The sequence below is a fragment of the Nocardia sp. NPDC049737 genome, assembly GCF_040674755.1.
Lineage (GTDB): Bacteria > Actinomycetota > Actinomycetes > Mycobacteriales > Mycobacteriaceae > Nocardia.
This window is the reverse complement of sequence record NZ_JBFANH010000023.1, coordinates 89014-113053: the sequence shown is the minus strand read 5'-3', so window position 1 is coordinate 113053 and position 24040 is coordinate 89014. Positions and strand designations below refer to the sequence as shown.

The 24040-nt window shown below is 64.9% G+C and carries 25 protein-coding genes; 16 read left to right on the top strand and 9 right to left on the bottom strand.

Annotated features, from left to right (window positions below; genetic code table 11):
* Window positions 1-94: 94 nt before the first annotated feature.
* From AB0J47_RS28225 to AB0J47_RS28205, 5 genes are all read left to right on the top strand, one after another.
* Window positions 95-433: an ESX-1 secretion-associated protein gene (locus AB0J47_RS28225; protein WP_364352363.1), complete on the top strand. Its 339-nt coding sequence runs from the start codon at window positions 95-97 to the stop codon at window positions 431-433.
* Window positions 430-729 carry a WXG100 family type VII secretion target gene (locus AB0J47_RS28220; protein WP_364352360.1) on the top strand — a complete coding sequence of 100 codons (300 nt, stop codon included), beginning with the start codon at window positions 430-432 and terminating at the stop codon, window positions 727-729. The genes AB0J47_RS28225 and AB0J47_RS28220 overlap by 4 nt, the downstream gene beginning before the upstream one ends.
* A gap of 131 nt (window positions 730-860) precedes the next feature.
* Window positions 861-2048: a hypothetical protein gene (locus AB0J47_RS28215; protein WP_364352358.1), complete on the top strand. Its 1188-nt coding sequence runs from the start codon at window positions 861-863 to the stop codon at window positions 2046-2048.
* Between the two features lie 12 nt (window positions 2049-2060).
* Entirely contained in the window at window positions 2061-2573 is a 513-nt protein-coding gene (locus tag AB0J47_RS28210; protein ID WP_364352355.1) for a hypothetical protein, read from the top strand.
* 163 nt (window positions 2574-2736) lie between these two features.
* Window positions 2737-3123: a hypothetical protein gene (locus tag AB0J47_RS28205; RefSeq protein ID WP_364352352.1), complete on the top strand. Its 387-nt coding sequence runs from the start codon at window positions 2737-2739 to the stop codon at window positions 3121-3123.
* 120 nt (window positions 3124-3243) lie between these two features.
* On the opposite strand, the gene AB0J47_RS28200 is transcribed toward AB0J47_RS28205, so the two are convergent.
* Window positions 3244-3567 (bottom strand): hypothetical protein, encoded by a 324-nt coding sequence (locus tag AB0J47_RS28200; protein ID WP_364352349.1) that lies wholly within the window; start codon window positions 3565-3567, stop codon window positions 3244-3246.
* Between the two features lie 7 nt (window positions 3568-3574).
* On the opposite strand from AB0J47_RS28200, the gene AB0J47_RS28195 reads away from it, so the two are divergent.
* The gene (locus tag AB0J47_RS28195) at window positions 3575-4117 is read left to right on the top strand and encodes a hypothetical protein (RefSeq protein ID WP_364352346.1); all 543 of its coding nucleotides are present in this window, start codon (window positions 3575-3577) and stop codon (window positions 4115-4117) included.
* 18 nt (window positions 4118-4135) lie between these two features.
* A complete protein-coding gene (locus AB0J47_RS28190) occupies window positions 4136-4579 on the top strand; it encodes a hypothetical protein (RefSeq protein WP_364352343.1) in 444 nt (147 codons plus the stop codon).
* A 653-nt stretch (window positions 4580-5232) separates the two neighbouring features.
* On the opposite strand, the gene AB0J47_RS28185 is transcribed toward AB0J47_RS28190, so the two are convergent.
* The 3 genes from AB0J47_RS28185 to AB0J47_RS28175 all read right to left on the bottom strand — a co-directional run bounded on the left by AB0J47_RS28185 (window position 5233) and on the right by AB0J47_RS28175 (window position 6970).
* A complete protein-coding gene (locus AB0J47_RS28185; RefSeq protein ID WP_364352340.1) occupies window positions 5233-5625 on the bottom strand; it encodes a rhodanese-like domain-containing protein in 393 nt (130 codons plus the stop codon).
* Window positions 5626-5692: 67 nt separating this feature from the next.
* On the bottom strand, window positions 5693-6217 hold the full coding sequence (locus AB0J47_RS28180; protein ID WP_364352337.1) for a cysteine dioxygenase family protein: 525 nt from the start codon (window positions 6215-6217) through the stop codon (window positions 5693-5695).
* A 171-nt stretch (window positions 6218-6388) separates the two neighbouring features.
* Window positions 6389-6970 (bottom strand): TetR/AcrR family transcriptional regulator, encoded by a 582-nt coding sequence (locus tag AB0J47_RS28175; RefSeq protein ID WP_364352334.1) that lies wholly within the window; start codon window positions 6968-6970, stop codon window positions 6389-6391.
* Between the two features lie 101 nt (window positions 6971-7071).
* Between AB0J47_RS28175 and AB0J47_RS28170 the strand changes: the two genes are divergently transcribed.
* The 5 genes from AB0J47_RS28170 to AB0J47_RS28150 all read left to right on the top strand — a co-directional run bounded on the left by AB0J47_RS28170 (window position 7072) and on the right by AB0J47_RS28150 (window position 15314).
* Window positions 7072-8496 (top strand): MFS transporter, encoded by a 1425-nt coding sequence (locus tag AB0J47_RS28170; RefSeq protein ID WP_364352331.1) that lies wholly within the window; start codon window positions 7072-7074, stop codon window positions 8494-8496.
* A gap of 475 nt (window positions 8497-8971) precedes the next feature.
* Window positions 8972-10030, top strand: a complete 1059-nt coding sequence (gene pheS / locus AB0J47_RS28165; protein ID WP_063044271.1) for a phenylalanine--tRNA ligase subunit alpha — start codon at window positions 8972-8974, stop codon at window positions 10028-10030.
* A 46-nt stretch (window positions 10031-10076) separates the two neighbouring features.
* Window positions 10077-12581, top strand: coding sequence for a phenylalanine--tRNA ligase subunit beta (gene pheT, locus AB0J47_RS28160; RefSeq protein ID WP_364352327.1), 2505 nt, complete (start codon window positions 10077-10079; stop codon window positions 12579-12581).
* 592 nt (window positions 12582-13173) lie between these two features.
* A complete protein-coding gene (locus AB0J47_RS28155) occupies window positions 13174-14439 on the top strand; it encodes a hypothetical protein (RefSeq protein ID WP_364352324.1) in 1266 nt (421 codons plus the stop codon).
* A 101-nt stretch (window positions 14440-14540) separates the two neighbouring features.
* Complete coding sequence (locus tag AB0J47_RS28150) at window positions 14541-15314, top strand: ESX secretion-associated protein EspG (protein ID WP_364352321.1); 774 nt, start codon at window positions 14541-14543, stop codon at window positions 15312-15314.
* Window positions 15315-15353: 39 nt separating this feature from the next.
* On the opposite strand, the gene AB0J47_RS28145 is transcribed toward AB0J47_RS28150, so the two are convergent.
* The 5 genes from AB0J47_RS28145 to AB0J47_RS28125 form a co-directional block, all read right to left on the bottom strand.
* Window positions 15354-16382 carry a hypothetical protein gene (locus AB0J47_RS28145; protein WP_364352318.1) on the bottom strand — a complete coding sequence of 343 codons (1029 nt, stop codon included), beginning with the start codon at window positions 16380-16382 and terminating at the stop codon, window positions 15354-15356.
* 54 nt (window positions 16383-16436) lie between these two features.
* A complete protein-coding gene (locus tag AB0J47_RS28140) occupies window positions 16437-16943 on the bottom strand; it encodes a hypothetical protein (protein ID WP_364352315.1) in 507 nt (168 codons plus the stop codon).
* Between the two features lie 25 nt (window positions 16944-16968).
* Window positions 16969-17736 (bottom strand): alpha/beta hydrolase, encoded by a 768-nt coding sequence (locus AB0J47_RS28135; protein WP_364352312.1) that lies wholly within the window; start codon window positions 17734-17736, stop codon window positions 16969-16971.
* A gap of 54 nt (window positions 17737-17790) precedes the next feature.
* Complete coding sequence (locus AB0J47_RS28130; RefSeq protein WP_329406503.1) at window positions 17791-18081, bottom strand: DUF427 domain-containing protein; 291 nt, start codon at window positions 18079-18081, stop codon at window positions 17791-17793.
* Window positions 18082-18414: 333 nt separating this feature from the next.
* Window positions 18415-19332: a helix-turn-helix transcriptional regulator gene (locus tag AB0J47_RS28125; RefSeq protein WP_364352308.1), complete on the bottom strand. Its 918-nt coding sequence runs from the start codon at window positions 19330-19332 to the stop codon at window positions 18415-18417.
* 166 nt (window positions 19333-19498) lie between these two features.
* On the opposite strand from AB0J47_RS28125, the gene AB0J47_RS28120 reads away from it, so the two are divergent.
* The 4 genes from AB0J47_RS28120 to AB0J47_RS28105 all read left to right on the top strand — a co-directional run bounded on the left by AB0J47_RS28120 (window position 19499) and on the right by AB0J47_RS28105 (window position 23640).
* Window positions 19499-20749, top strand: coding sequence for an MFS transporter (locus tag AB0J47_RS28120; protein ID WP_364352305.1), 1251 nt, complete (start codon window positions 19499-19501; stop codon window positions 20747-20749).
* A 50-nt stretch (window positions 20750-20799) separates the two neighbouring features.
* Entirely contained in the window at window positions 20800-21279 is a 480-nt protein-coding gene (locus tag AB0J47_RS28115) for a cyclophilin-like fold protein (protein ID WP_364352302.1), read from the top strand.
* A 169-nt stretch (window positions 21280-21448) separates the two neighbouring features.
* Window positions 21449-22474 carry a zinc-dependent alcohol dehydrogenase family protein gene (locus tag AB0J47_RS28110; protein WP_364352299.1) on the top strand — a complete coding sequence of 342 codons (1026 nt, stop codon included), beginning with the start codon at window positions 21449-21451 and terminating at the stop codon, window positions 22472-22474.
* A gap of 32 nt (window positions 22475-22506) precedes the next feature.
* The gene (locus AB0J47_RS28105) at window positions 22507-23640 is read left to right on the top strand and encodes an alpha/beta hydrolase (RefSeq protein ID WP_364352296.1); all 1134 of its coding nucleotides are present in this window, start codon (window positions 22507-22509) and stop codon (window positions 23638-23640) included.
* Window positions 23641-24040 lie beyond the last annotated feature (400 nt).

Here is a 24040-nt window from a genome sequence, read left to right as displayed (position 1 = left end):
TCGAAGGCGACACGCTAACCTACGCACCCGGCGCCCCAAGCTCGCCCACCTCGCTCTATCGCTACCCCAACGTGCATCGGTTACGATTCGCGTCATGAGTGATGGGGGGACATCAACCTCTGGCCAGAACCTTTCGGTGGTGCCCGAGAAGGTGCGGGAGGTCGGCAAGTACGTCTACGAGTTGGCCGAGGCGCTGCGCGCGGCGTTGGATTCCGCTGCGAAGGACGTGGCTTCGCTGACCGATGGCAGCTGGACCGGGGATGCGGCCAACGAGTTCTCCGAGGGCTGGACTGACGTTCGCGATGGCGGCACCAAGATCATGACCGCTCTGACCGGGATGGCGGAAAAGCTCGGCGTCACTGCCGACACCTATCAGGCGCGTGATGAGAGCAACGCCGCCACCGTGAGCACTTCGAGTTTGGATTTGCCATGAGCTCACAGTTTTCGGTCGATCTCGACCATCTCGATGAGGTCGTGACCCGCCTGTCGGGTCTGGCCGGGTTCATCGGCGAGCATCTCGACGAGATCGATGACCGAGTTGCCACCCTGGTCGGCAGCGGGTGGGAAGGCGTTGCCGCCCAGGCATATGCCGATGCCCACGCTCAATGGGTCATTGGGGCAAGGGAATTCGTCGAGGGTGTGAAGGATGTGAGCGACGCGGCCAAGGTGGCCCACGCGCGCTACACCACCGCCCACGACACGAATTACAAAATGTTCTCCCAGGGATAAGACACATGGGTGTACTCGTTATCGACTGGCAGACCTACTACGACGCTGGCAAGAAATGCCACGCCCTGGCCACTGATCTCCGTGCCGCCGACAAACCGGTCCACGATGCGGTCAAAGGTGAATGCGCGGGCATGGCCGGTGACACCGCGGGCTGCGAAGCATGGGGCAAGACCTACGACCGCGTCGCCCAGGAAACGATGCAGACCTGCACGAACCTGGCCGACGCTCTCACCAACTTCGGCAACATGCTCTACGCCGCCGGACACAACTGGGCACTCGGCAATAACTCCAACCCGATGCCCGACCGGCCAACCGTGACTGCGATGTCGGAGTACAAGGTCACTATCCCGACTTCGGTAGGCAACAACGGCGACGGTGTCACCGAGGGAAAGGGCAGTATCCCCGGCTTCTACGACGCCCTGGTCGGGAAGATCCAGGAAGAGTTCGGAAGCAAGCTGCCCAACGGCAACAAAGACAAACTCGCCAAGGCCGCATTGACCTGGAAAACCTTCGCCGAACACAAAACCATCACCGACGCCGCATCCCGGATCACCGAGATCACCAACCTTTTCAGCGACATCCAGGACAAGAAAGGCCTCGAACCCCTCCTCGGCCACCTCACCACCCTCAACGGCGGCGCCACCCAACTTGCCTCGGCATCCCTCAGCCTCGCCACACCCGTCGCCGAATACAGCACCGCCACCTCCGAAACCCGCGACAAATTCCGGGACGCGGTCACCAACGCTCTGATAGCAGCCGGAACCACTGTCGTCATCGGTGTCGCTGCCTCCTGGATCACCGCCGCCCTCAGCGACGTCGCCGCCGGCGTCGGCGTCGTAGCGATCGCCGGCAACACCGCCAGAGTGCTCAAAAGCACCTACGACACCAGCAAACTCATCAAAATAATCGGCACCGCGGCAGCAGTCGCGGGAACCGCGGCCTTAACGGTCACCGCGTTCGACAAAGTCCCCAGCCTCACCGATATCGCCATCAAACTCGGTGCCATCATCGCCATGAAGGTACTCATCGATGATGCCGATTCGGATGACATCAATCCAAACAGCCCTAGCGGTGCGTTTACCACGGCCTCACAGACAACGAAGATCAACAAGATCGCCAGTTACTACGGTGTGCCAGCGAAAGATGTCAGAGAAGCCATCCACAGAATCAAGTCTTACGGGGCATGGCGCGGGGATGGTGCGAATAAGAATCCAGATGTTGTGGTCGATCTGGAATCCGGTGAGGTATACGTGAAGAAGCCGGACGGCACTGCGTCGGACGATAGTATTGGAAATATCCGCGATGAGCTGGACAGATGACGAAGGGGAGATGTGAACTCGGAGATTAAAGAGTACGACGACAGGTGGATAATACAACCTTTACGTGGAAGCCGCATTGCCAATATAGAATGGCGACCCGATGGATTCGAATTCCACCTGGATTCCGGATTCAGGATAGCTGCCGGATACGGTGCCGAACTGTCGCCACGATCTCTTGCCGAAGACGATCCCGACCGTCATGCGATCACCTACTGGCCGAAATCCGAAATCGAACGGACGCTTACAGAGCCAATCGTATCGCCAGTATTCTTCAAGTCCGGCAGCTTGCGAATCGGCTTCCGAAATGGGTGGAACATGTTTGTGTCCGATCGGCGTCCCGAGATACCAGCTGAGGTTTTCTGGGGTGATATTCTCATTTGGAATAGATCAGGTATCGCAAATCAGTCAGATTATCCGGTTGTGACCGTAGATAAATGGTCAGGAGCCAGAATTCAGGCACCTCCGTGGCCGTCTCGGCCAGCTGACCTCGAATTAAACTACGACTCAGATGATATCAACGATTGAGCTGGTCTCAGTCACCGACCGATAGTTCTCCGGCGCCACTACGGTATATATCGACGACAAATATGTCTACGATCCGAGCATAGTGCGAACCCATTCCTATCGAGCGATGGCGGAAGATTATTATGGGAGATAATGACGGCGCTACGATGAAGGAAGTAGGGTAATGAATTCTGGTGACTTTATTACTCGACTGAAGTGGTACGGAGACCTGGAGTGGTATCGCCATGCGGGCGGCATCGGTGATGACGGCACTCCCGCTCCGCCGCTTGTTGTCTGGCGTTTCCCCGAACCTCGGCCAGTTCGTGTTGCTGAACTGTTGCATGAGGCCGCTTTTGCCGACAATCGAGAGATCGACTGGGTGTTCGACACTACCCGACGAAACTGCGTGCTCGTACCTTCACGAGTAATGGCTGAGAAAGAACTTCACGGACTGGCAACCGAAGCGCAAGCTGTAGACCTCTTAGTGAAGACGGATCGAGAGTTCTGCCAGCGTTCGGTACGTGATTTCAAGAGAATCATCGCAGTGTTGGATCAAAATTCTGGCAACTGACTCGATGAGTTCGCGCCGGTACCTCGTTGCCTAACCAAACCTCAACTGCTGGAACCGGACCGCTACTTAGATGATCACAGGATGCACACTCGCGTTGTGGGCCCCAGTCTGCGCGAGGATCTATTCGGGATCTGTTCCATAGATCGAGCGGCACTCCTTGGCGAAGGTGCGGCCGAGCGGGCGCCAGGTGAGTCTGGCGGCGAACGGCATGTCGGCAAAGTACTTTCGGCGTTCGGTACCCCTTGCAGGATGAAGCCGAGGAACCAACTGCCGATCCTTGGGCGCGGCGGCGTGTTCCCGTTCGCCGTGCGCCTCCCGCTTGCGTGCGGTCGTGAAGTAGATGCAGGCGCCAAAATAATCCGCATCCCTCAACCTCGCCACACCCGTCGCCGAATACAGCACCGCGACCTCCGAAACCCGCGACAGATTCCGGGACGCGGTCACCAACGCCTTGATAGCAGCCGGAACCACTGTCGTCATCGGTGTCGCCGCCTCCTGGATCACCGCCGCCCTCAGCGACGTCGCCGCCGGCGTCGTAGCGATCGCCGGCAACACCGCCAGAGTGCTCAAAAGCACCTACGACACCAGCAAACTCATCAAAATAATCGGCACCGCGGCAGGAGCCGCGGGAGCCACAGCCTTCACGGTCACCGCGTTCGACAAAGTCCCCGACCTCACTCAGGAAGCCGCGAAACTGGCGGCCATCATCCTGATGAAAGTGTATATCGACGAAAATGACACAGGTGCTCCGGGGAGTTCAGCTGCGGACGAGAATTTCGAAGGTACGGGGTTTTCTCGCGATGAGATCGCAGAGTTTGCTCGCGGGCATGCGGGCGACGACAACCCCGCGATGGGACGGCCGAGCCTGCCGGAGATCGAGGAGGCTCTGGAAAAGGGAAGGACTTCGCCAGGGAAAGGAAACTCGGTTCGATACGCTTACAATGGTGTCCGGGTAATCGTCAATCGAGACGTGCCTTGGAAAAGCACCACTTAATACCCACAGAGATGAGACATGGGCAATATCGGAGCCGAAGAATACTATGAAGGGTTCTCTGACACGGAACTCGCGGACATCAAGTCGCAGCCCTATCAGGTCGGGCGGCGGTCGTTCACTGTCCTGGAGCTGGTCGCGGCCTGGGCTGCACATGTAGAAAAGATCGATAAAGACCGCGCTAAGCCCACGTCAGATCCGAAGGTCTGGGGCGCTTATGATTTGCTGGCAGCAATGTCTATGCGGAGCTCGCTCGAAAAGTCGATGTCGCAGATGCCCGATTCGATTCGGGGCAAAATTTCCTTCCTGACAACAGAAATCGATAAACAATTTGTTTCTATCACCCAGCCGGATGAAAAGAATCTCGTTGCAGAGTTCGAAGAGGCGGACTTATCGAATAGGCCATGGTGGTGGCACCGAATTCCCGACTCCGGGCCGATACTTGACGAGCTGTCGAACCAATGACTGGCGCCGCGGGTCACCTCGTCGCCCGGTATTCCTTCAAGCGCGGTCACCGTATGACAAGAATGCTGCGAGAGGCATTCATCCAGCTGAAGATTGTTCCGAGATTGCGAAACACTTAAAGAAGGTTGCTGCCGGGGTAGTGCGGTTTACGGCTAGAAGTGTCGCATCCCGTTGATCAACAATCGGGGAAACATGCACTACAACGGGCAGAACTGGTCCGCACCGGCACCCCAACATCCCTTACCTCAACTTTCCTGTCAATCAAGGTGGTTGGCCGCCGCCGGCGGGATTTGCGCCGCAGCCAGGTATGCCGCCGTACCCCGGAATGCCCAGGTCGTCGAATCCCACTGGCTGGTTCGTCGTTGGTGTCGTGGCTGCTGTCCTGGCGTTGGTCGTCATCCGCAAGGGCGAGGGTAAGTCGGAGCTCGACAAGATGAAGGATGCGTTTCCTGGTCTGGTGCAGCCGGTCGGATCGGGTGTATCCGGTACCGGCTACGACGGGCACAAGTGCTACCACGAAACCGCGGGCAGCACGTGGGACATTTTGCGGATATCCGGTGGTGGTCGGCGCAGGTTCTACCTTCTGCGCCCGCGCACCGGATATGCGACAGTTCGGGCTGGAGGGCTTGGCGCCGCAAGCTCGAGGCGGAGGGCTAGGGGACGGCTGTTGTGCCGCCGGGGACTACCGGTAGACCAGCCGCTTGCCACGCCCGGAAACCGCCGATGAGGTCGGTGGCTCGGTGCAGGCCGAGTTCGAGGACGTCGGCGGCGGCGAGGCTGGAGGCGTAGCCCTCGTTACAGACCAGCACCACCGGTGTGTGCTCGGTGAGGCCGGGTAGCCGGTGCGCGCCGGTCGGGTCGAGCCGCCATTCCAGCACGATTCGTTCCACCACGACCGAGCCGGGGATTTCGCCCTCGGCGAGCCGGTTGGCGTGTGGGCGGATATCGACGACCAATGCGCCCTCGGCCAGCAGTGCCGCCGTCTGCTGCGGGTCAACGCGATTCAGTTTGGCCCGCGCCTGGTCGAGCCTTTCCTCGGCGCTCATGATTGCGCCTCCCTAGCGCTCGGCTCCGTCATGACCACCATGGCGGCTGTGTTGAATGTTCGCTCGCTCATACGCCCACGAAATCCGTGAGCGCGCGGTACTCGCGGACCGGTCGAAGCGGTGGTGAATAAGCGTGTACCGAAGCGGCCGGGCGGGTGCTGTGATTGCGCAGCCGGTGCGCGCGTTCAGGTCCGAAGGCGACAGTTTCGCCCGCCCGCCATTGCGCCGTGCGGACCGGGCCATCCGGATGACGGTATTCCTCGCCGAGTTCGCCGATGGATACCGTGAACGAGCCGGACGCACCGCCGTGATCGTGTGGTTCGGTGCCCTGTCCCGGTGCCCACGACAGCAGCCACACCTCGACGCCCATGGTCAGCGCCAGCCGGGTCCACCAACGTTGCTGCGGATCGAACCGAACGATGTCCAGGAGCGGTGTTGCCATGGCATCGGCAACCGACCTGGTCAATTCCCGCAATTCCGCCGGCGCCCACAACGTCCGCTCCGGACATACCGCCTCGCGTATCAGCGGTACATCGACCGAGGGGTGAATATCATTGGTGTGCTTGAGATTCACCGGCAGTGATGTGGTCAAGCGAGATACTCCTGACATGGTCGTGGGGACAAATCGACTGCGCTGCCATCAACCGCGACGAAGCGGTCTCGCGCATTTTCCGGCACCACGACGCCGTTGCCATCGGTCTGGATCACCATGAGCAAAACTGCGCACCCGCAGACCGTGCCGCCACCGCGCGGGACACACCAGCTACTCCGCCTCGGCGCGGAGGCTTTCGAGCATGTCGGTGGCCCAGCAGACCTCGACCGAATCGGGGCCGGCGACACCCATGGCGGCCATCACGGTGAGCAGCATGCCGTTGCCGAGGAAGCGGCAAATCTCCGTGATGGAGGCGTCGGTGAGCTCTTGGATCACGCTGTAGATGCCGCCGAAGCGTTCGCGGACGTTCGGGCCGATGGCCGGATCGGAGGCGGCGGCGAAGGCATGCAGCAGCACCAGGAGTAGTTCGCGTTCGTTGAGGAACGTCTTGTAGCCCTGGCCGAGCGCGCGCATCTTCTCGTCCTGCGTGGAGTCGGGTGTGATGCCTTCGGCGGCGGCCGCGCGGAAGATGACTTCGATGCGGTCGCATACTTGGTTCGCCGCGGCCAGGAACAGTTGCTGTTTGGTGCCGAAGAGGCGGATCACATATGGCTGCGAAACTCCGGCCAGTCGTGCGATCTCATCGGTTTTCGTTGCGGCATAACCTGATTCGGCGAAAGCGGTGATGGCCGCGCGCAATACTTCCGCGCTGCGTTCGGTCGCGGTCATCCGGGTTCGGGCTGGACTCGCCATCGTGCTCCACTTCGTCGTCGGCCGCCTGCCCTTGACATGTTATCAGTCGATGCATACTGTCCGAGCAGTTAGTTATCAGTCGATTACAACAAAGGCTGGACATGTCCGAGACACTCGTAACCGCCGCCCCGCAGGCGCCCGTCGAACCGCGTGCTGGCGGCCGCGCGCTGGCGGCCGTGCTGGCCGCGGTCGGCATCCCGATGTTCATGGTCACGCTGGACAACCTGGTGGTGACCAATGCGCTGCCGGTGATCCGCACCGAACTCGGCGCCTCCCTCGCCGATCTGCAATGGTTCGTCAACGCCTACACGCTGGCCTTCGCATCGCTGCTGCTCACCGCCACGTCCATCGGGGACCGGCTCGGTCGACGCCGGATCTTCCTGGCCGGTATCGCGGTCTTCACAGCGGCATCGGCGGCCTGCGCGCTGGCCACCGAGCCCTGGATGTTGATCGCCGCCAGGGCGATTCAGGGTTTCGGTGCGGCCGCGGTGATGCCGCTTTCGCTGACCCTGTTGTCATCGGCGGTCCCGGAGAAGATGCGCAGTGCCGCCATCGGCATCTGGGGTGGCATCTCCGGGCTCGGCGTCGCGCTCGGACCGCTGATCGGCGGTGCGGTGGTCGAGGGGCTGAGCTGGCAGTGGATCTTCTGGGTGAACGTGCCGATCGGCGTGCTGGCGCTGCCCTTCGCGGCGCGGGTGCTGACCGAATCGCACGGGCGGGCCAAGCGGCTGGATCCGCTCGGGCTGGTGCTGTCCGCGGGCGGCGTGCTCGCGGTGGTGTGGGGCGTGATCCACGGCGCCGATGACGGTTGGACCTCGACCGGCGTGCTGGCCGCACTGATCGGCGGTGCGGTGCTGCTCGGCCTGCTGATCGCCTGGGAGTTGCGGACACCGGATCCGATGCTGCCGCTGCGATTGTTCCGCTCCCGCGCATTTCGGGTGAGCAATACCACCGTCTTCACCTTCTCGGTCGGCGTCTTCGGCTCGATCTTCTTGCTGGCGCAGTACTTCCAGGTAGTGCAGGGCTTCGGGCCGTTGCAATCCGGCATCCGGACCATGCCGTGGACGATGGCGCCGATGGTGGTCGCGCCGCTGGCCGGATTGGTCGTGGATCGGGTCGGCGCGCGGAATCTGCTGACGGCCGGACAGACGTTGCTGGCGGTGGCCCTGGCCTGGATGGCGGCGGTGGCCTCGGTCGACGCGAGCTACCTCGCATTCGTCGGTCCGTTTCTGCTGGGTGGCATCGGGATGGGGCTGACCTTCGCGCCCGGTGCGACCGTGGTGATGGCCAGTGCGAGTCCAGAGGATCGGGCGATGGCTTCGGGCACCAACAGCACCATCCGTGAGGTGGGTGTCGCCATGGGTGTCGCCGTGCTGGCGTCGGTCTTTGCCTCACACGGCTCCTACACCGATCCGCAGAGCTTCGTCGACGGTCTGATTCCCGCCGTGTGGGTCGGCGCCGCGATCGTCGCGGTGGGCGCGGTGCTTTCCCGGCTGTTGCCCAGCCGCATCACAGCAGTGGACTGATCGTCACGGCACTGATCGGCGGCTATGCGCCCGCCCCATGTCATTCGCGTGGGGCGGGCGCACAGCTGCGTTCTGGTATGGCCGCCGTCGCAGGGTGCGCGCCACTTCCGGGCCCTATCACGACGGGCTTTTGGACATGAGTGGTGCGTGCCGGGCATCGAACCGGGCGCAACCTGCGGCGAGGCCTATGCGTGCGCTGTTCGCAATCCTGGTCCTCGTCGCGGGGTACGCGCTGTTCGTCGTCGGAAATGGGAACTGCGGCGCGCTGTGGCGATCAACGAATTGCCGCTGGCCGTAGAGCCGCGCTGGCCGTGGGTGAACTGCGCAAGTTCGAGCTGGCACACGCTCGGCAAGCGCCACAGCGGTAATCCGGATGAATCGGCCGCGGCGCATCGAATACGATTCGACCAGCAGCAATGTGGGTAGGCAATTACGCGGACCCGCCAACCGATCCCCAGGGGAGAGACGAACGATCGTGGCCGACGACAACGATGGAGTCGAGAACGCAGCGCTGAGCGAAGAGGCATTGGCCGCCGCCGCGGCGGAGGCCGAGAAGGCGTTTGCGGCGGCCGCCGATCTCGATGCGCTCGCGGTCGCGAAGACCGAGCATCTCGGCGGTAAGGCGCCGCTGGCCTTGGCCCAGCGTGCGCTCGGCAGCTTGCCGAAGTCGGAGAAGGCGGACGCGGGCAAGCGCGTGAATGTCGCGCGGGCGCGGGTATCGGAGGCCTTCGAATCGCGCCGCACGGTGCTGCTCGCCGAGCGCGACGCGGCCGTGCTGGTCGCCGAGACGATCGATGTGACGCTGCCCGCGCGTCGGGACGCCGTCGGAGCGCGCCATCCGATCACGGTTATCTCCGAGCAGATCGCGGATGTCTTCGTCGCGATGGGATGGGAGGTCGCCGAGGGGCCCGAGGTCGAGACCGAGCACTTCAATTTCGACGCGCTGAATTTCCTGCCCGACCATCCGGCCCGCACGATGCAGGACACCTTCCATATCGCACCGGAGGGTTCGCGGCAGGTGCTGCGCACGCACACCTCACCGGTCCAGGTGCGTTCGCTGCTCGAGCGCGAGCTGCCGATCTATGTGGTGTGCCCCGGCCGGACCTTCCGCACCGACGAACTCGACGCCACCCACACCCCGGTCTTCTCCCAGGTGGAGGGTCTGGCGGTGGACAAGGGTCTGACCATGGCGCATCTGCGCGGCACCCTGGACGCGTTCGCGCGCGCCCTGTTCGGGCCGGATACCCGCACACGTATGCGCCCCAACTACTTTCCGTTCACCGAGCCATCGGCCGAGGTCGACGTGTGGTTCCCGGACAAGAAGGGCGGCGCGGGCTGGGTCGAATGGGGCGGCTGCGGCATGGTGAACCCGAAGGTGCTGATCGCCAGCGGGATCGATCCCGAGGTGTACAGCGGGTTCGCGTTCGGCATGGGGCTGGAGCGGACGCTGCAGTTCCGCAACGGCATCCCGGACATGCGGGACATCGTCGAGGGCGACGTGCGCTTCACGCTGCCCTTCGGTGTCCGGTCCTGAGCTTGTCGATTCCAACGAACCTTCGATCGAGAGAGCGAAACGTCAAGTGCGAGTAGCGCAGTCCTGGCTGACCGAAATCCTGCGCCGGACCACCCCCGACTGGTCGGTGACCCCGGAGGAGCTCGATGCCGGATTCGTCCGCGTCGGGCTGGAGGTCGAAGAGGTCGACAAGCTCGAGCGGGTGACCGGTGATATCGATCGGCCGCTGGTGGTCGGTCGCGTCGCCGAGATCACCGAGCTGACCGAGTTCAAGAAGCCGATCCGGTTCTGCAAGGTGGATGTCGGCAACCCCGATCTGCAGGAGATCGTCTGCGGCGCAACGAACTTCGCCGTTGGCGACCTGGTTGTCGTGGTGCTGCCGGGCGCGGTGCTGCCGGGCGGATTCCAGATCTCCTCGCGCAAGACCTACGGGCATGTGTCCAACGGCATGATCTGCTCGGTCGCCGAACTCGGTATCGGCAAGGATCATTCGGGCATTCTGGTGCTCGAGCCGGGTACCGCCGAACCGGGCACCGACGCCAATGAGCTGCTCGGACTCGACGATACGGTCATCGAGCTGAACATCACGCCGGATCGCGGGTACTGCTTCTCGACCCGCGGTCTTGCGCGCGAGCTGGCATGCGGCTTCGATCTCGAATACGCGGATCCGGCGGTGCGGACACTGGCCGATGACGAGCAGGACGCGTGGCCGGTCCGGCTCGAACCGGAGTCCAAGTGCACCCGTTTCGCGGTGCGCCGGGTCATCGGTATCGACCCGAATGCGGTGAGCCCCTGGTGGTTACAGCGTCGGCTGCTGCTGTCGGGTGTGCGCCCGATTTCGCCCGCGGTCGATGTCACCAACTATGTGATGCTCGAGCTCGGCCAGCCGCTGCACGCCTTCGATGCGGCCAAGCTCACCGGCGGTCTCGTCGTGCGCACCGCCGACAACGGTGAGACGCTGCGCACTCTGGACGAGGTCGAGCGGGTGCTCGATGCCGAGGATGTGGTGATCGCCGACGATTCCGGTGTGGTCTCCCTCGCGGGTGTAATGGGCGGTGCGACAACGGAAGTCGGCGCGGAGTCGACCGATATCGTGCTGGAGGCCGCCACCTGGAATCCGCTGCTGGTCTACCGGACCGCGCGCCGGCACAAGCTGGTCTCCGAGGCCGGTAAGCGTTACGAGCGGGTCGTGGATCCGGAGATCAATGTCGTCGCGCTCGATCGCGCTGCCACGCTGCTGGCCGAAATCGCCGGTGGCACAGTGCAATCCGCCCTCACCGATGTGCGTGTGCCGGTGCCTGCCGCGCCGCCGATCCGGATCGATATCGATCTCGCCGATCGGGTGGCCGGCGTGGTGTATCCGACCGGCACCTCGGCGCGTCGGCTCGCGCAGATCGGCTGCACGGTCGAGGTGGGTGTCGATGAGGCCACCGGGCACGGACAGCTCGTCGTCACGCCGCCGAGCTGGCGGCCGGATCTGGCCCAGCCCGCCGACCTCGTCGAAGAGGTGCTGCGGCTGGAGGGGCTGGAGCAGATTCCGTCGGTCATTCCGACCGCGCCGGCCGGGCGCGGGCTGACCGCCGCGCAGCGCCGTCGGCGCGCGGTGAGTCGGGCGCTGGGCTTCGCCGGATGCGTCGAGGTGCCGCCGCCGCTGTTCCTCGCCGCCGGGATTTTCGACATTTGGGGCTTGGACGCCGACGATCCGCGCCGCAACACCACGCGGGTGCTGAACCCGCTCGATGTGGAGCGCGCGGAATTGGCGACCACCCTGCTGCCGGGGCTGCTGGAAGTGGCCGCGCGCAATATCTCTCGGGGTGCGCGCGATCTCGCGATCTTCGGGATCGCGCAGGTAGTGCTACCAGGTCCCAATGTGCGTGCGGTGGCGGCGTTGCCGGTGGATCGCCGTCCGACCGATGCGCAGATCGAGGAGCTGATCGATTCGCTGCCCGCGCAGCCGGTGCATATCGGCGCGGTGCTGACGGGTCGACGGGAACCGCGCGGGCCGTGGGGTGCCGGACGTCCGGCGGAGGCCGCCGATGCCTTCGCGCTCGCCGACGCCGTCGCCGATGCGGCGGGGGTGAGCATCGAGCGTCGCCCAGGGGTCTACCTGCCGTGGCATCCGGGGCGGTGCGCCGAGCTGGTGGTCGATGGTCAGGTCATCGGGCATGCGGGTGAATTGCATCCGGCCGTTTTGGAGCGGGCGGGTCTGCCGCCGCGCACCTGTGCCGTCGAACTCGATCTCGATGCGCTGCCGTTGCGCGAATCTCGGCCCGTCCCAGTGGTTTCCCCGTTCCCGGCGGTACTGCAGGACGTCTCGGTGAGCGTCGCCAAGTCGGTGCCCGCTGCCTCGGTCGAATCGGCGCTGCGCACTGGCGGCGGTACGTTGCTCGAAGATATCGCCCTGTTCGATGTGTACGAGGGCGCGCAAGCGGGGGAGGGACGCAAGTCGCTCACCTATGCCCTGCGTTTCCGTGCCACCGACCGGACCCTGACCGAGGACGAGGCGAGTGCCGCGCGTGACTCGGCAGTCGCTGCGGCCGCCGGCGCGGTCGGCGCGGTGCTGCGGGGGTAGTCGACTGAAATCGGCCCCGGATGGAAATCCCGTCCGGGGCCGGTTTGCGTTGTGGCTGAGGGCATACCGCGCGGGCGGCCGAAGAAGGTCGAGTGTCGCTCGCGACCGCTGAGTTGCCGATGCCACTGTGTCGCAGCTGCACTCGCATGTCGCCCGCTGAGCTGACGCAGACCTTCGATGCGGTCACACACCGACGCTCCGCATGACACGCCGAGCTGAAAGTCACAAGCTCTGCGCGAACTCGGATTTGGCGCGGCGGTCGAATTTTTCGTCCGCGATAAGCCATGGATGGCACTCCTCTGGTGCCGCTTTCGTAGGTCGAGGCGTCACCGCATGGTCAGGTCGGGGATGGCCAGAGGGGTTGGTCCTGATCGCCGGTTGACGCCCGCGGTGTTGTGCGGCTGAAACCGGGGGGACTGCTCGCGGGCCGATTTGCTCGTCGAGTGTCCAGCGCAGAGCCGATTCGTCGCGCGGCAGGTGGGGGATACCGTTTGATATGGTAAGGATCTCCGGACGGGTCGAGAGGGTGGGGATGGCGCACCGAGTGACGTTGATGCTGCGATCGATGGGCGGTTGAGCCATGGGATTCGGCATGTTCGAGTGGAGCGCAGGCGATCTCGGCTCCGCGATGCTCGGAAGTCTCACCGATTGGATCGCGGGCGAGGAACGTCAACCGGGGGTCGATCCGGCCGCCGTGCAGACCAAATACAACCAACAGCGCGACGGTGTCCGCAGCACTGCCAATGGCATCGGCTTCCACGGTGACTACCGGCCGCGTTCGGTCAAGAACCGCGACGACTTCGATACTCCGACGACCTCCCAACTGCGTGAAAAGGTCGACAAGATCGACATCACTGCCGTCGACAACCTGGCGACCGCATGGAATGAGATCGGCAAACGCGCCGAGACCTCGCTGAACACCTTCAACAAGGCGATGGAACGCGCGACCGATGAAAGCATCTGGAAGGGTGCGTCGCGCGATGCCGTCGCCAAGGCTGTCAGCGACTACAGCACCCAGGCCATGCAACTCGCCAATGCCGCCAAGCTGACCGGCAGCAAGGTCGCCGAACTCAAAACCGGCCTGGAACCGACCAAAGCCCTTGTGCCGCATGCTCCCGAGCTCCGGTCGAATGTCGAAAACGCTCGGCACTGGGTAGCGGGCCGTGGCTGGCGCGATAACGACGAGGCCGAGAGCACCGCGCACGCCGAGGCGGTTCGCGTGCTGCGCACCGTGTACGCGCCGGTCATCGAGGAGACCGACACCAACGTCCCGGTCATTCCGAAACCCGATAACCCCACCGCCAAGCCGGGCGAAACTCCCACCGTGGGACCGGGTTACAGCCCTGGTGGCAGCCAGCCCGGTACTTCCACCGGCGGCACCGAGCCGACGGGAAAGCAGGAGCCCGCGAGCACCGAGGATGGCCAGTCCACCGACCCGTCGAATACCCAGTCGACGGATAGTTCGACGACACCCACTGCCAGCACCGAGCCGACCACGACAAAGCCGGATACCACCGCGACCAACCCGTCGTCGACGACAATGCCGACCACCACAGGCTCGTCGACCGGTTCGGGCAGCCCGAGTGGCATACCCGGCACGACCAGCCAGTCCCCGGGCCGAACCGTCACCGGCGCACCCACCGGCACCGCTACCTCCGCCGCGGCGGCAACGACCACCGCCGCGACCACGGGCCGCAGCGGTATGTCCGGCATGGGCTCACCCGGCAGCCGCGGCGGCAAGGACGAGAACGAGTCCACCAAGGGCGTCCCCGACTACTTGATCAACCAGCAGAACGGCGAAGAGCTCATCGGGCTCGACAGCGCGCCGAAGACGGTCCCGCCGGTCATCGGTGAGTGACCGAACGCGACGAGGGCACCAAGGACACAGCGTCAACGATCGCAGCGGAGCCGAGCGCCAGGGAGGCGGAGCTGTGATCGCCGGAAAGACAGGAAGACCGCATGACAACCGCGCGGCGGTGGCGTTTCACCGCGCTCGAATTCCGAGTGCTCTGGGAGTCGACCGGACGGGATGTGCTCCCGTATCCGCTGCGACATCGCTCCACCGAGGTCTTCCAGGAAGATTCGAATCGGTTGCGTCGGGCCGCGGCCGAGGTGGTGGTCCCACAGTTGGACGACGATCTGGTGCGGTCCGTCGAGGTGCTGCTGGCACCGGAGGCGCGCGTGGAGGTGGCGGGGTTCCACGGTCCGCGTAACGAGTGGAAGATTCGCGCACACGGTGGCGTGCATTTTCAGCACGCCGCATTGGCGATCCAGGAGCCGGGGCCCGATCACGAGCACGGCGGAGATGTGGACCTGCTGTTCCTATCGGCCGATGACCTGGCCCCCGCCGTCGTCGATGTATTGCCGGAAACCCGTCCGGGACAAGGCAAACCGATGCAGGTGCCGGTCGAGGAATTGGAGAAGCCACCGCCCGTGGTGCGCGACGCGTGGCGTCCGACGATTCGCGAGGAGTTCGACAAGTTCTTCCGTCGGCCGACCACTGCCACCGTGCATGTCGGCGTCTACCCGCTCGGCAGTGTGGACAATCGGCATACCAAGGGCCGCAAGGACTTCCAGATCACAGATTTCGAAAATGATGGGCGCTATGTAAGTTTCGGCAGTCGCACCGTCATCGTGAAGCCGACCGATCGCCAGCGCATCACCTCGACACTGCGCGAAATGATCAGCCGCACAGTCGAAGAGGTCCGCAACGGCGATCACCTCGCCCGTTGAGTGCCCACGCCCGGTCGTGCCGGGCGTGGGCCCGCCGGATCAGCTGGTGGCCTCACCCAGGATTCCGAGCACCACGTCCGAGGTGTAGAACGGCTCGAGTCGTTCCCGAATCAGCTTGCCCAGCACGCCATTTCGCTTCGCGCCCTCGATAACGGCGGGGCCGTAGCGCAGGATCTCCTTGGCGATATCGTCGCCGGACAGACCGAGTTCCGGCAGCATCGCGGCCAGCGTGTAATCGCCGTATTTGGTGAAGAAGACATCCACGCACTCGTCGACGAGCAGCCCGAAATACTCCTTCTCCCTGGTGGTGACCGCGATCTCGTAGCAGAGCAGCACCAGTTCGTTCAGATCCTTCTGGGTCAGGTAGTCCCGCAGACCGCTCACCGGCTCATCGGCGTGCAGATCCCAGAACTCCATCGCGGCATCGTGTACCGGAGCGTCGCGCAACATCTCCCGAATGGCATTGTTGGTGCGCTTGAGCGCGAATACCGCGCCCTTGCCCGCCATATCGCCGATGAAGGTGCTTTCGGTGGCCTTCTTGGCGGTCTTGGCCGCCGACTGTCCCATGGAGATCAGCGAGGAGACACCCGGAATCTTGCCCGCGATCTGCCTGTTCGCCTCCATGAAATCGGAGATCAGCTTATCCACGAACTTCGAGGCGACGGTGGCGACCAGCGGGCTCTCGGTGAGCCGCTCCAGGATGCGCTCCTGTGCCTGGTGCATACCGAAGATCTTCTCCAGCAGTGCCTCGACCGGTTCGCGGTCGACGACCTGCCCGAGGGTGTAGTCGTTGTTGGCGGCGATATTGTCGTAGATCGAGTCGGCGAATACCCCGACCATATCCGCGATGACCGGACTGCCGCCGATCAGGTCGATGACGGTGCGAACCGTCTCCTTGGCCTGGTCGATGCCGACGATATCGCGGAAGATGAGGGTGTCGGCCACCTCGATCACCGATTCCACGTCACGAGCGACGACCTCGGTGAAGCGCTCGCCGCTCACCTCGGCCAGCAGGAATTCCACTTGGGCATCGAGTAGCCGTTCGGCGATCTCACGCGGCTCGCTCATCGAATATCACCATCACATTCGTAGTCCGTCGCGCTCGGTCAGCTTACGGATCGTTCATTCGACATCATTGCCGTGCAACGATTTCCGTATCTGAGCCAGACGCTCACGCGCCGCTTTCTCGCGCGTCTCCCATTGTTCGTCGGCGCTGCGGCCCGCAGGAGTCTGCCGGTCGAGTTCGCCCATCCCCTGCGCGGTACCGAAACGCTGCTCGACCTTATCGCGAACTGACTCGAAAGTAGGTACGCCGCCGGACGAATATCCGCCCACCTCGGACCCGGACGGGATACCGGTCGGCGGTACCGGTACTGCCGGTACCGGAGAAAAGCCTCCGACCTGCTCGGATGCGCCGACGCCCGACTCTTGATCATGCGGTTGCGGCGTGACCGTGGTGGGACTCACACCCGCATCGGGGCCCGCATGACCGAGGCCCGAGGCTTCCGCGACCGCGGTGTGCACCCACGAGAGCCGAGGCCGCCCCGCGGTGGCGGTACCGAGCACTGCCAAGAGTTCGTCATCGGACAGTGCCGCGAGGCGCGCGGTGATCTCACCCAAATCGCTCATATCGCCAGGCTACGCACGAGCGCCGTCACGGGTTGAGCAGATCACTCGCCCAAGTGCGGATCAGATCCGGCCAACTGACCCTGGCCGAGATGATCAGATCGTTGTGACCGCCGCCGGGAAAGACCACCAATCGCTTCGGTTCGGGTGCGGCCGCGTACAGCCGCTCGGCGTGCCGCAGCGGCAGCAGTTCGTCCTGGTCGCCGTGCATGATCAAGATAGGTGCGCGCAGCTTGCGGATGCGGCGCAGGCTCGGATAGGCGTCCGGGACGAACGGGCTGGGCAGGAATGGATATACCGAGCGGGCCGCGTCACGCAGACCGGTGAAAGTGGACATCAGAATCAGTCCTGTGGGCGGATGCTCGGTCGCCAGTTCGAGCAGCACCCCGCCGCCGAGCGATTTCCCGAGATAGAGCACTCGATCCGGATCGACGCCAGGCTGTTTCAGCAGCACCTCCCGCGCCGCGTGGGCATCGAGGTAGGTGCCGTACTCGGTGGGGCGCCCGGTGCTGCGGCCGTAGCCGCGGTAGTCGAAAGTCAGTACGTCCAAACCGATTTGGGTGAGCAGCGCATAGATCGGCACCCGGTCGCCGATATTGCCCGCATTGCCGTGCGCGAACAGGACGTGCCCGATCGAGCGGGCGGCGGGCAACCACCACCCCTGCAGTATCTCGCCGTCCGTCGTGCGGATGGACAATTCGGTGTAGTCCATCTCGAGGACCGACGGCGTCTGCACGATCTGCCGATCGGGCATGAAGGTCAGCGCATTGAGGATCGGACTGGCCGGATGTCGCATGCCATCGTTCTTACCCGGTACCCGCCACCTCTGCGCGCCGACGCCCCGAGCGGACTACACCTCGACGATGTCGACGCCCTTCCAGAACGCGACCCGATCGCGCACCTGCTCGGCCTCCGGCTTCGGATCCGGGTAGTACCACGCGGCATCCGGATTCTTCGCGCCTTCAACCTCGACCGTGTAATAGGACGCGAGCCCCTTCCATCCGCACACGGTATGCGTATCGCTGTCCCGGAAGTACTCCGTCTTCAGTGTTCCCGCCGGAAAGTAATGATTGCCCTCGACCACTACGGTGTCGTCGCTCTCGGCCAACACCGTGCCGTTCCATACCGCTCGTACGCTCATCGAATCTCCCACCGTCGCACTGGATTCCGCCGCGCAGACACCACGGCTACGGTGTGTAACCCAAACCACACGCACCGTATTCCCCGCCACCGCTCGCTATCAGTCAGCCGCGCACCTCCGACCAGTCCCGGCGTTGCGCGCAAAAGGTGCGCGGTCAGCCGAGAAAGCGACGCCGCGCGCCGCTGACCGCGCGCCGCTGACCGCGCGCCGCCGACCGCGCAACGCCTGGCGTCTGTGCCTCGAATCGGATCGGTCACCGCCGTGGAAACCCCTCCGTGACCGGCATATCGCCATCGTGGTCATCTCTTCCTCTCAAAACGCTGGGGTGACGAGCTATTCGCCGGCCGTGGTGGCGGGTTGATCGGCGGGCGCGGGCAGGTGAATGTTGGTGGCGGCCCAGGTACCGAGCAGGGTCATCGCATCAGCCGACGGGGTGGCCGGTTGCACGGTGTAGAAGTTGACGACCAGCCCGGGGTCGGCGGGCAGCGGCATGGTTTCGTAGCCGATGCTGATGTCGCCGACGACGGGGTGATGGAAGGATTTGGTGCCGGTGTAGTGCAGGCGCACATTGTGTTTGGCCCAACGGACCCGGAATTCCTCGCTGCGGGTGGACAGTTCGCCGACCAGGTCGGAGATGCCGCGGTCATAGGGGTCGCGGCCGGCGTCGGTGCGTAGCAGGTTGACCGCACCGTCGGCCATGTGGTCCCAGCCGGGGTAGAAGTCGTGGGCGCGTGGGTCCAGGAAGCAGAACCGCACGAAGTTCACCGGCTTGGAGACGTCCGGGTGCAGGGGGTCGGGGTAAAGGGGGCTGTAGAAGGCGTAGCCGAGTTGGTTGCCCGCGACCAGGTCGTGGCGGGCGTTGCGGACGAAGGCGGGCCCACTGTAGGTGTCGAGCAGGCTCTGCACGCCCGGACGGACGGTCTTCGCGGCGCGGCGCGGGCGTCGTTGCGGGCTGATCAGGGCGTTGCCGTGCAGATCGAACAGGTGGGAGCGTTCGGCGTCGTCGAGTTCCAGCGCGCGGGCGATGGCGTCGAGCACCGACTCGGAGACGCTGTTGACCTTGCCGCGTTCGATCTGGGTGTAGTAGTCCACCGACAGCCCGGCCAGGGTGGCGACTTCCTGGCGGCGCAGGCCCGGGACGCGGCGCTTGGCGGCGTCGTAGACCGGCAGCCCGACCTTTTCGGGGGTGATCTTGGCGCGGCGTGAGGCCAGGAACTGGCCGATCTCGGCGGCGCGGCTGCTCGACTCCATGTGATCGAGGCTAGGCCCGTGGCCTGCGTGTTTGCCAGGTGCTGTGAGAGGGGTGTTGCCAGCACCCCTCTGATCTACACCTCCCACAACCGCGCTGCGCCGCGTTGCATGGATTGCGGAGCCGACAGCTCCGAGTCCCGCAATTCTTCGACATCGACGAGGTGAGATGAGCACGCCGACCATCGACCGCCCGAGCACCCGTTTGCCTGTGCTGGTGTACGTGCTGGCCGCCGGGATCTTCCTGATGGGCACGACCGAGTTCATGATCGCCGGCCTGTTGCCCGACGTGGCCGCCGATCTCGGGGTCGACATCGCCCGGGCCGGCCTGCTGGTTACCGCGTTCGCGGTCGGCATGATCATCGGCCCGCCGGTCATGGCGCTGGCCACCCTGCGGCTGCCCGCTCGGGCCACACTGGTCGGTGCGTTGGCGGTGTTCGCGGCCGGGCACGTGGTGGCCGCGGTCAGCGACTCGTTCACCGTCGTCACCGTCTCCCGGGTGGTGACGGCGCTGGCGACCGGCACGTTCTGGGCGACCGGCGCGGTCGTCGCCGCGGCGGCCGCGGGACCGGGGGCGAGCGCGCTGGCGCTGGCGGTGATGTCGGGCGGGTTGAGCCTGGCGGTGGTCGCCGGCGTTCCGTTGGGCACCTTCGCCGGGCAGCTCACCGGATGGCGTGGCCCATTCTGGATCCTCGCCGCACTGGCTGTTCCCGCCATCGTCGCCGTGCTGCGCTTTGCCCCCGCGACCTCCCACCGCGTCACGGACGAGGTGTCGGTGCGGGCCGAGGTCGCCGCGGTACGTCCGTGGCGGGTGTGGGCGGTGCTGGCGGCGATCACCCTGGCCCAGGCCGGGTTCCTCGGCGCCTACAGCTTCATCAGCCCGCTGCTGACCGACCGCGCCGGTATTGCCACGGCGCTGGTCCCGCTGGTGCTGGTCGGATTCGGTATCGGTGCGCTGGCCGGTACTGCGCTGGGCGGTCGGCTCGGTGACCGGTGGCCGCTGGGCACCATCACCACCGCGATCGCCGCCACCTCGCTACTGCTGCTCGTCCTCGCTGCGACGGCGAGCCACTCGACGATCGTCGTCGCCCTGGTCGTCGCGCTGGGTGCGTCGGGTTTGGGGGCGAACCCGGTGCTGATCGCGCAGACTATGCGGTTCGCCGGGCACGGCTCCCGGCTGGCGTCCTCCCTGGCGACCGCGGCGTTCAACCTCGGCACCGCCGCCGGTTCGGCACTGGCTGCGACCACCCTGTCCACCGCCCTCGGCGTGACCGGACCCGCGGTGCTGGGCGCGACGATCACCACGACCGCGCTGATCCCGATCGCTTTCCTCGCCGCCAACCGAACTGGTCCGCGCAGCGACAACACGCCGACGCGACCCGGCCGGCAGCCCCAGCGGGTTCTGACCGGAGTGAGCTGAGCATGCGCCGCACCGCAACCGACAGGAGCTACCCGTGCACCCTGATCGCCGTGAGCGCGATAGCGGCCACGGCGGTGATCACCGCCTGCTCCGACGCCCCGGAAACAACTACCCCGGCCCCACCCGCGCGTGCCTCGCAACCGGCGACGACACCGCCAGGTCAGGAGGAAACGTTCATGCAGATCCGACTGCGTATCGGTATCAGCGAAGCCACCGCGCGGCTCCACGACAACCCCACCGCCCGCGATTTCGCCTCGCTGCTACCGGTCACCCTCACCATTCACGATCTCGGCGGCCGGGAGAAGGCCGGGACGCTGCCGCGTGAACTCGCCGACGGGCAGGGCCAATCCGGTTACCGCGCCGGGCAACTGGGTTACTGGGCGCCCAGCCACGACCTGGCCATCTACTACCGCGAAGACGGTTTCCGCATCCCCGCCCCCGGGATCGTGATGATCGGCGAGATCGAGGGCGGTCTCGACGCGATCACCGCCGCCAACGCCGGCACCACCCTCACCATCACCGCCGCCTGAGCACCGAACAGAAAGGGCATCCCTCGTGCCACGCGGCATGTCAACGCCATCTGCCCGGGAGCCATCGAAACCCCGATGGTCACCCAGATGTACGTCGTCGGCGTCGCACTGCCCGTCGACGGCGGCTACATCGCCCGCTGAACCACCCTGAATCGAGAGGACACACCCCATGCGTGGAGTTGTCATGTACGCCCCCGGCGATGTTCGCGTCGTCGACCGCGAAGACCCCAAAATCGTCGAACCCACCGACGCGATCATCCGGCTCACCGCCACCTGCATCTGCGGCTCGGACCTGTGGCCCTACCGTGGTGTCGAACCGGTCGATCACACCCTCATGGGGCACGAATACGTCGGTGTCGTCGAAGAAATCGGTTCCGACGTGCACACCCTGAACGTCGGTGACTTCGTCGTCGGCTCCTTCGTGATCTCCGACAACACCTGCGAGATCTGCCGTGCCGGATTCCAATCCCGCTGCGTGCACGGCTCATTCGTCGCCGGCACCATCGGCACCCAGTCCGAACTCGCGCGCATCCCCTACGCCGACGGCACCCTCGTCGCCACCCCCGCCATGCCCGAACCCGACCTGATCCCGTCGCTGCTGGCCGCGTCCGACGTGCTGGGCACCGGCTGGTTCGCCGCCGACGCCGCCGCGGCCGGACCCGGAAAGACCGTGGCCGTGGTAGGCGACGGCGCAGTCGGGCTGATGGGTGTCCTGGCTGCCAAACAACTCGGCGCCGAACGGATCATCGCCATGTCGCGTCACGCCGATCGTCAGGCTCTGGCCCGCGAGTTCGGCGCCACCGACATCGTCGAAACCCGCGGCGACGAAGGTGTGGCCGCGATCAAGGATCTCACCAACGGTCTCGGCGCCCACAGTGTCATCGAGGCCGTCGGGAGCCAGGAATCGATGATGCAGGCCATCAACTCCGCGCGCTCCGGTGGACACGTCGGCTACGTCGGTGTCGCCCACGACGGCGTCACCCTGCCCGCCGACCAGCTGTTCTTCGCCGAAGTCCACCTTCTTGGCGGCCCCGCCCCCGTGCGCCGGTTCCTGCCCGACCTCATCGACCGTATCTGGAATCGAACGATCGACCCCGGCAAGGTCTTCGACCTCACTCTCCCTCTGGACAACGTCGCGGAGGGTTACAAGGCGATGGACGAACGCCGCGCGATCAAAACCCTGCTCACTGTCTGACCACCGAAGAAACCTGCACCAGGAGTACCACCATGACCACCATCACGACCGTGCGACGACATCCGCGCCGCTGGACCCGCATCGCCGGCGCCGGTATCGCCACCCTCGCAGTTCTGGCCGCCTCGGCCTGCTCCGGCGCCAACTCGGCCACAACATCCGCCACGCCTGTGACACCGATCGCGGGCCTGGCCCCCGGTGACCTGTCGCGCGGCGCGGACAACTTCTACACCAGCGACCAGGTCACCATGCAGCCGGTGACGTTCAAGAACCAGTACCAGATGGACGTCACCGGCAATTTGTTCGTCCCCAAGAACCTCGCCCCCAGCACCCGGGCCGCGGCGATGGTGGTCGGGCATCCGATGGGCGCGGTCAAGGAGCAGAGCGCCAACCTCTACGCCACCAAGATGGCCGAACAAGGCTTCGTCACCCTCGCCCTGGACCTGGCGTTCTGGGGCGGCAGCGGCGGTGAACCCCGCAACGCCGTCGCCCCTGACCTCTACACCGAAACCTTCTCCGCCGGTGTCGACTACCTGCGCACCCAAGACACTGTCGATCCCGAACGCATCGGTGCTCTGGGAATCTGCGGCAGCGGCAGCTTCGTCATCTCCGCCGCCAAGATCGACCCCCGCATCAAAGCTGTGGCCACCGTCAGCATGTACGACATGGGCGCAGCCAACCGCAACGGGCTCAACCATTCCGTCACTCCCGAGCAGCGTCAGGCGATCCTCGCTCGAGCCGCCGCACAGCGTGATGTCGAATTCACCGGTGGCCCCACCGAATACACCAGCGGCACCGTTCACGAGCTGACGGCCGAATCGACCCCTATCGAGCGCGAGTTCTACGACTTCTACCGCACCCAGCGCGGAGCCGTGACTCCCGAGGGCGCCAGCCCGGACACCACGACCCATCCGACGCTGTCGAGCAACGCGAAGTTCATGAACTTCTACCCGTTCAACGACATCGAGACCATCTCTCCGCGGCCGATGCTGTTCATCACCGGCGAGAACGCCCACTCCCGCGAATTCAGCGAAGAGGCCTACCGCCTCGCCGGTGACCGCAAAGAACTGGTGATCGTGCCCGGCGCCGGCCACGTCGACCTCTACGACCGCACCGAACTCATCCCCTTCGACAAGCTGACCAACTTCTTCACCCAGAACCTGCCCTGACCGGGACAGTTCATCGTGGGGCCCGGCGTGCCAGCAACACCGCGCGCCGGCCCCGCCGTATCCGGATACCGCACCGACTACAGCTACCGCCACGGGAGGAAGCCATGGACCACCGCACCAACCACCGTGATCGAGAATTGGCCTTCGTACTCGGCCTCGCCATCGCGATTGTCGCCACCACCACCTACCTCGACTCGATTGGCACGCTCAGACCATGCTGAGCTACCCCGCTGGATGTTGATCTCCGGCACTGATGCACCGCAAATCGTGGAATGCGGCCCAGGACCGACCAACACCTCCTGGGATGTAGTAACCCTCGACCCGGAGTACCTCAGGAGACAGCAGACGTAGGTTGCGTGGTCAGAAGAGGATGTCTCGGACCCGAATCAGCCGGTGGCCG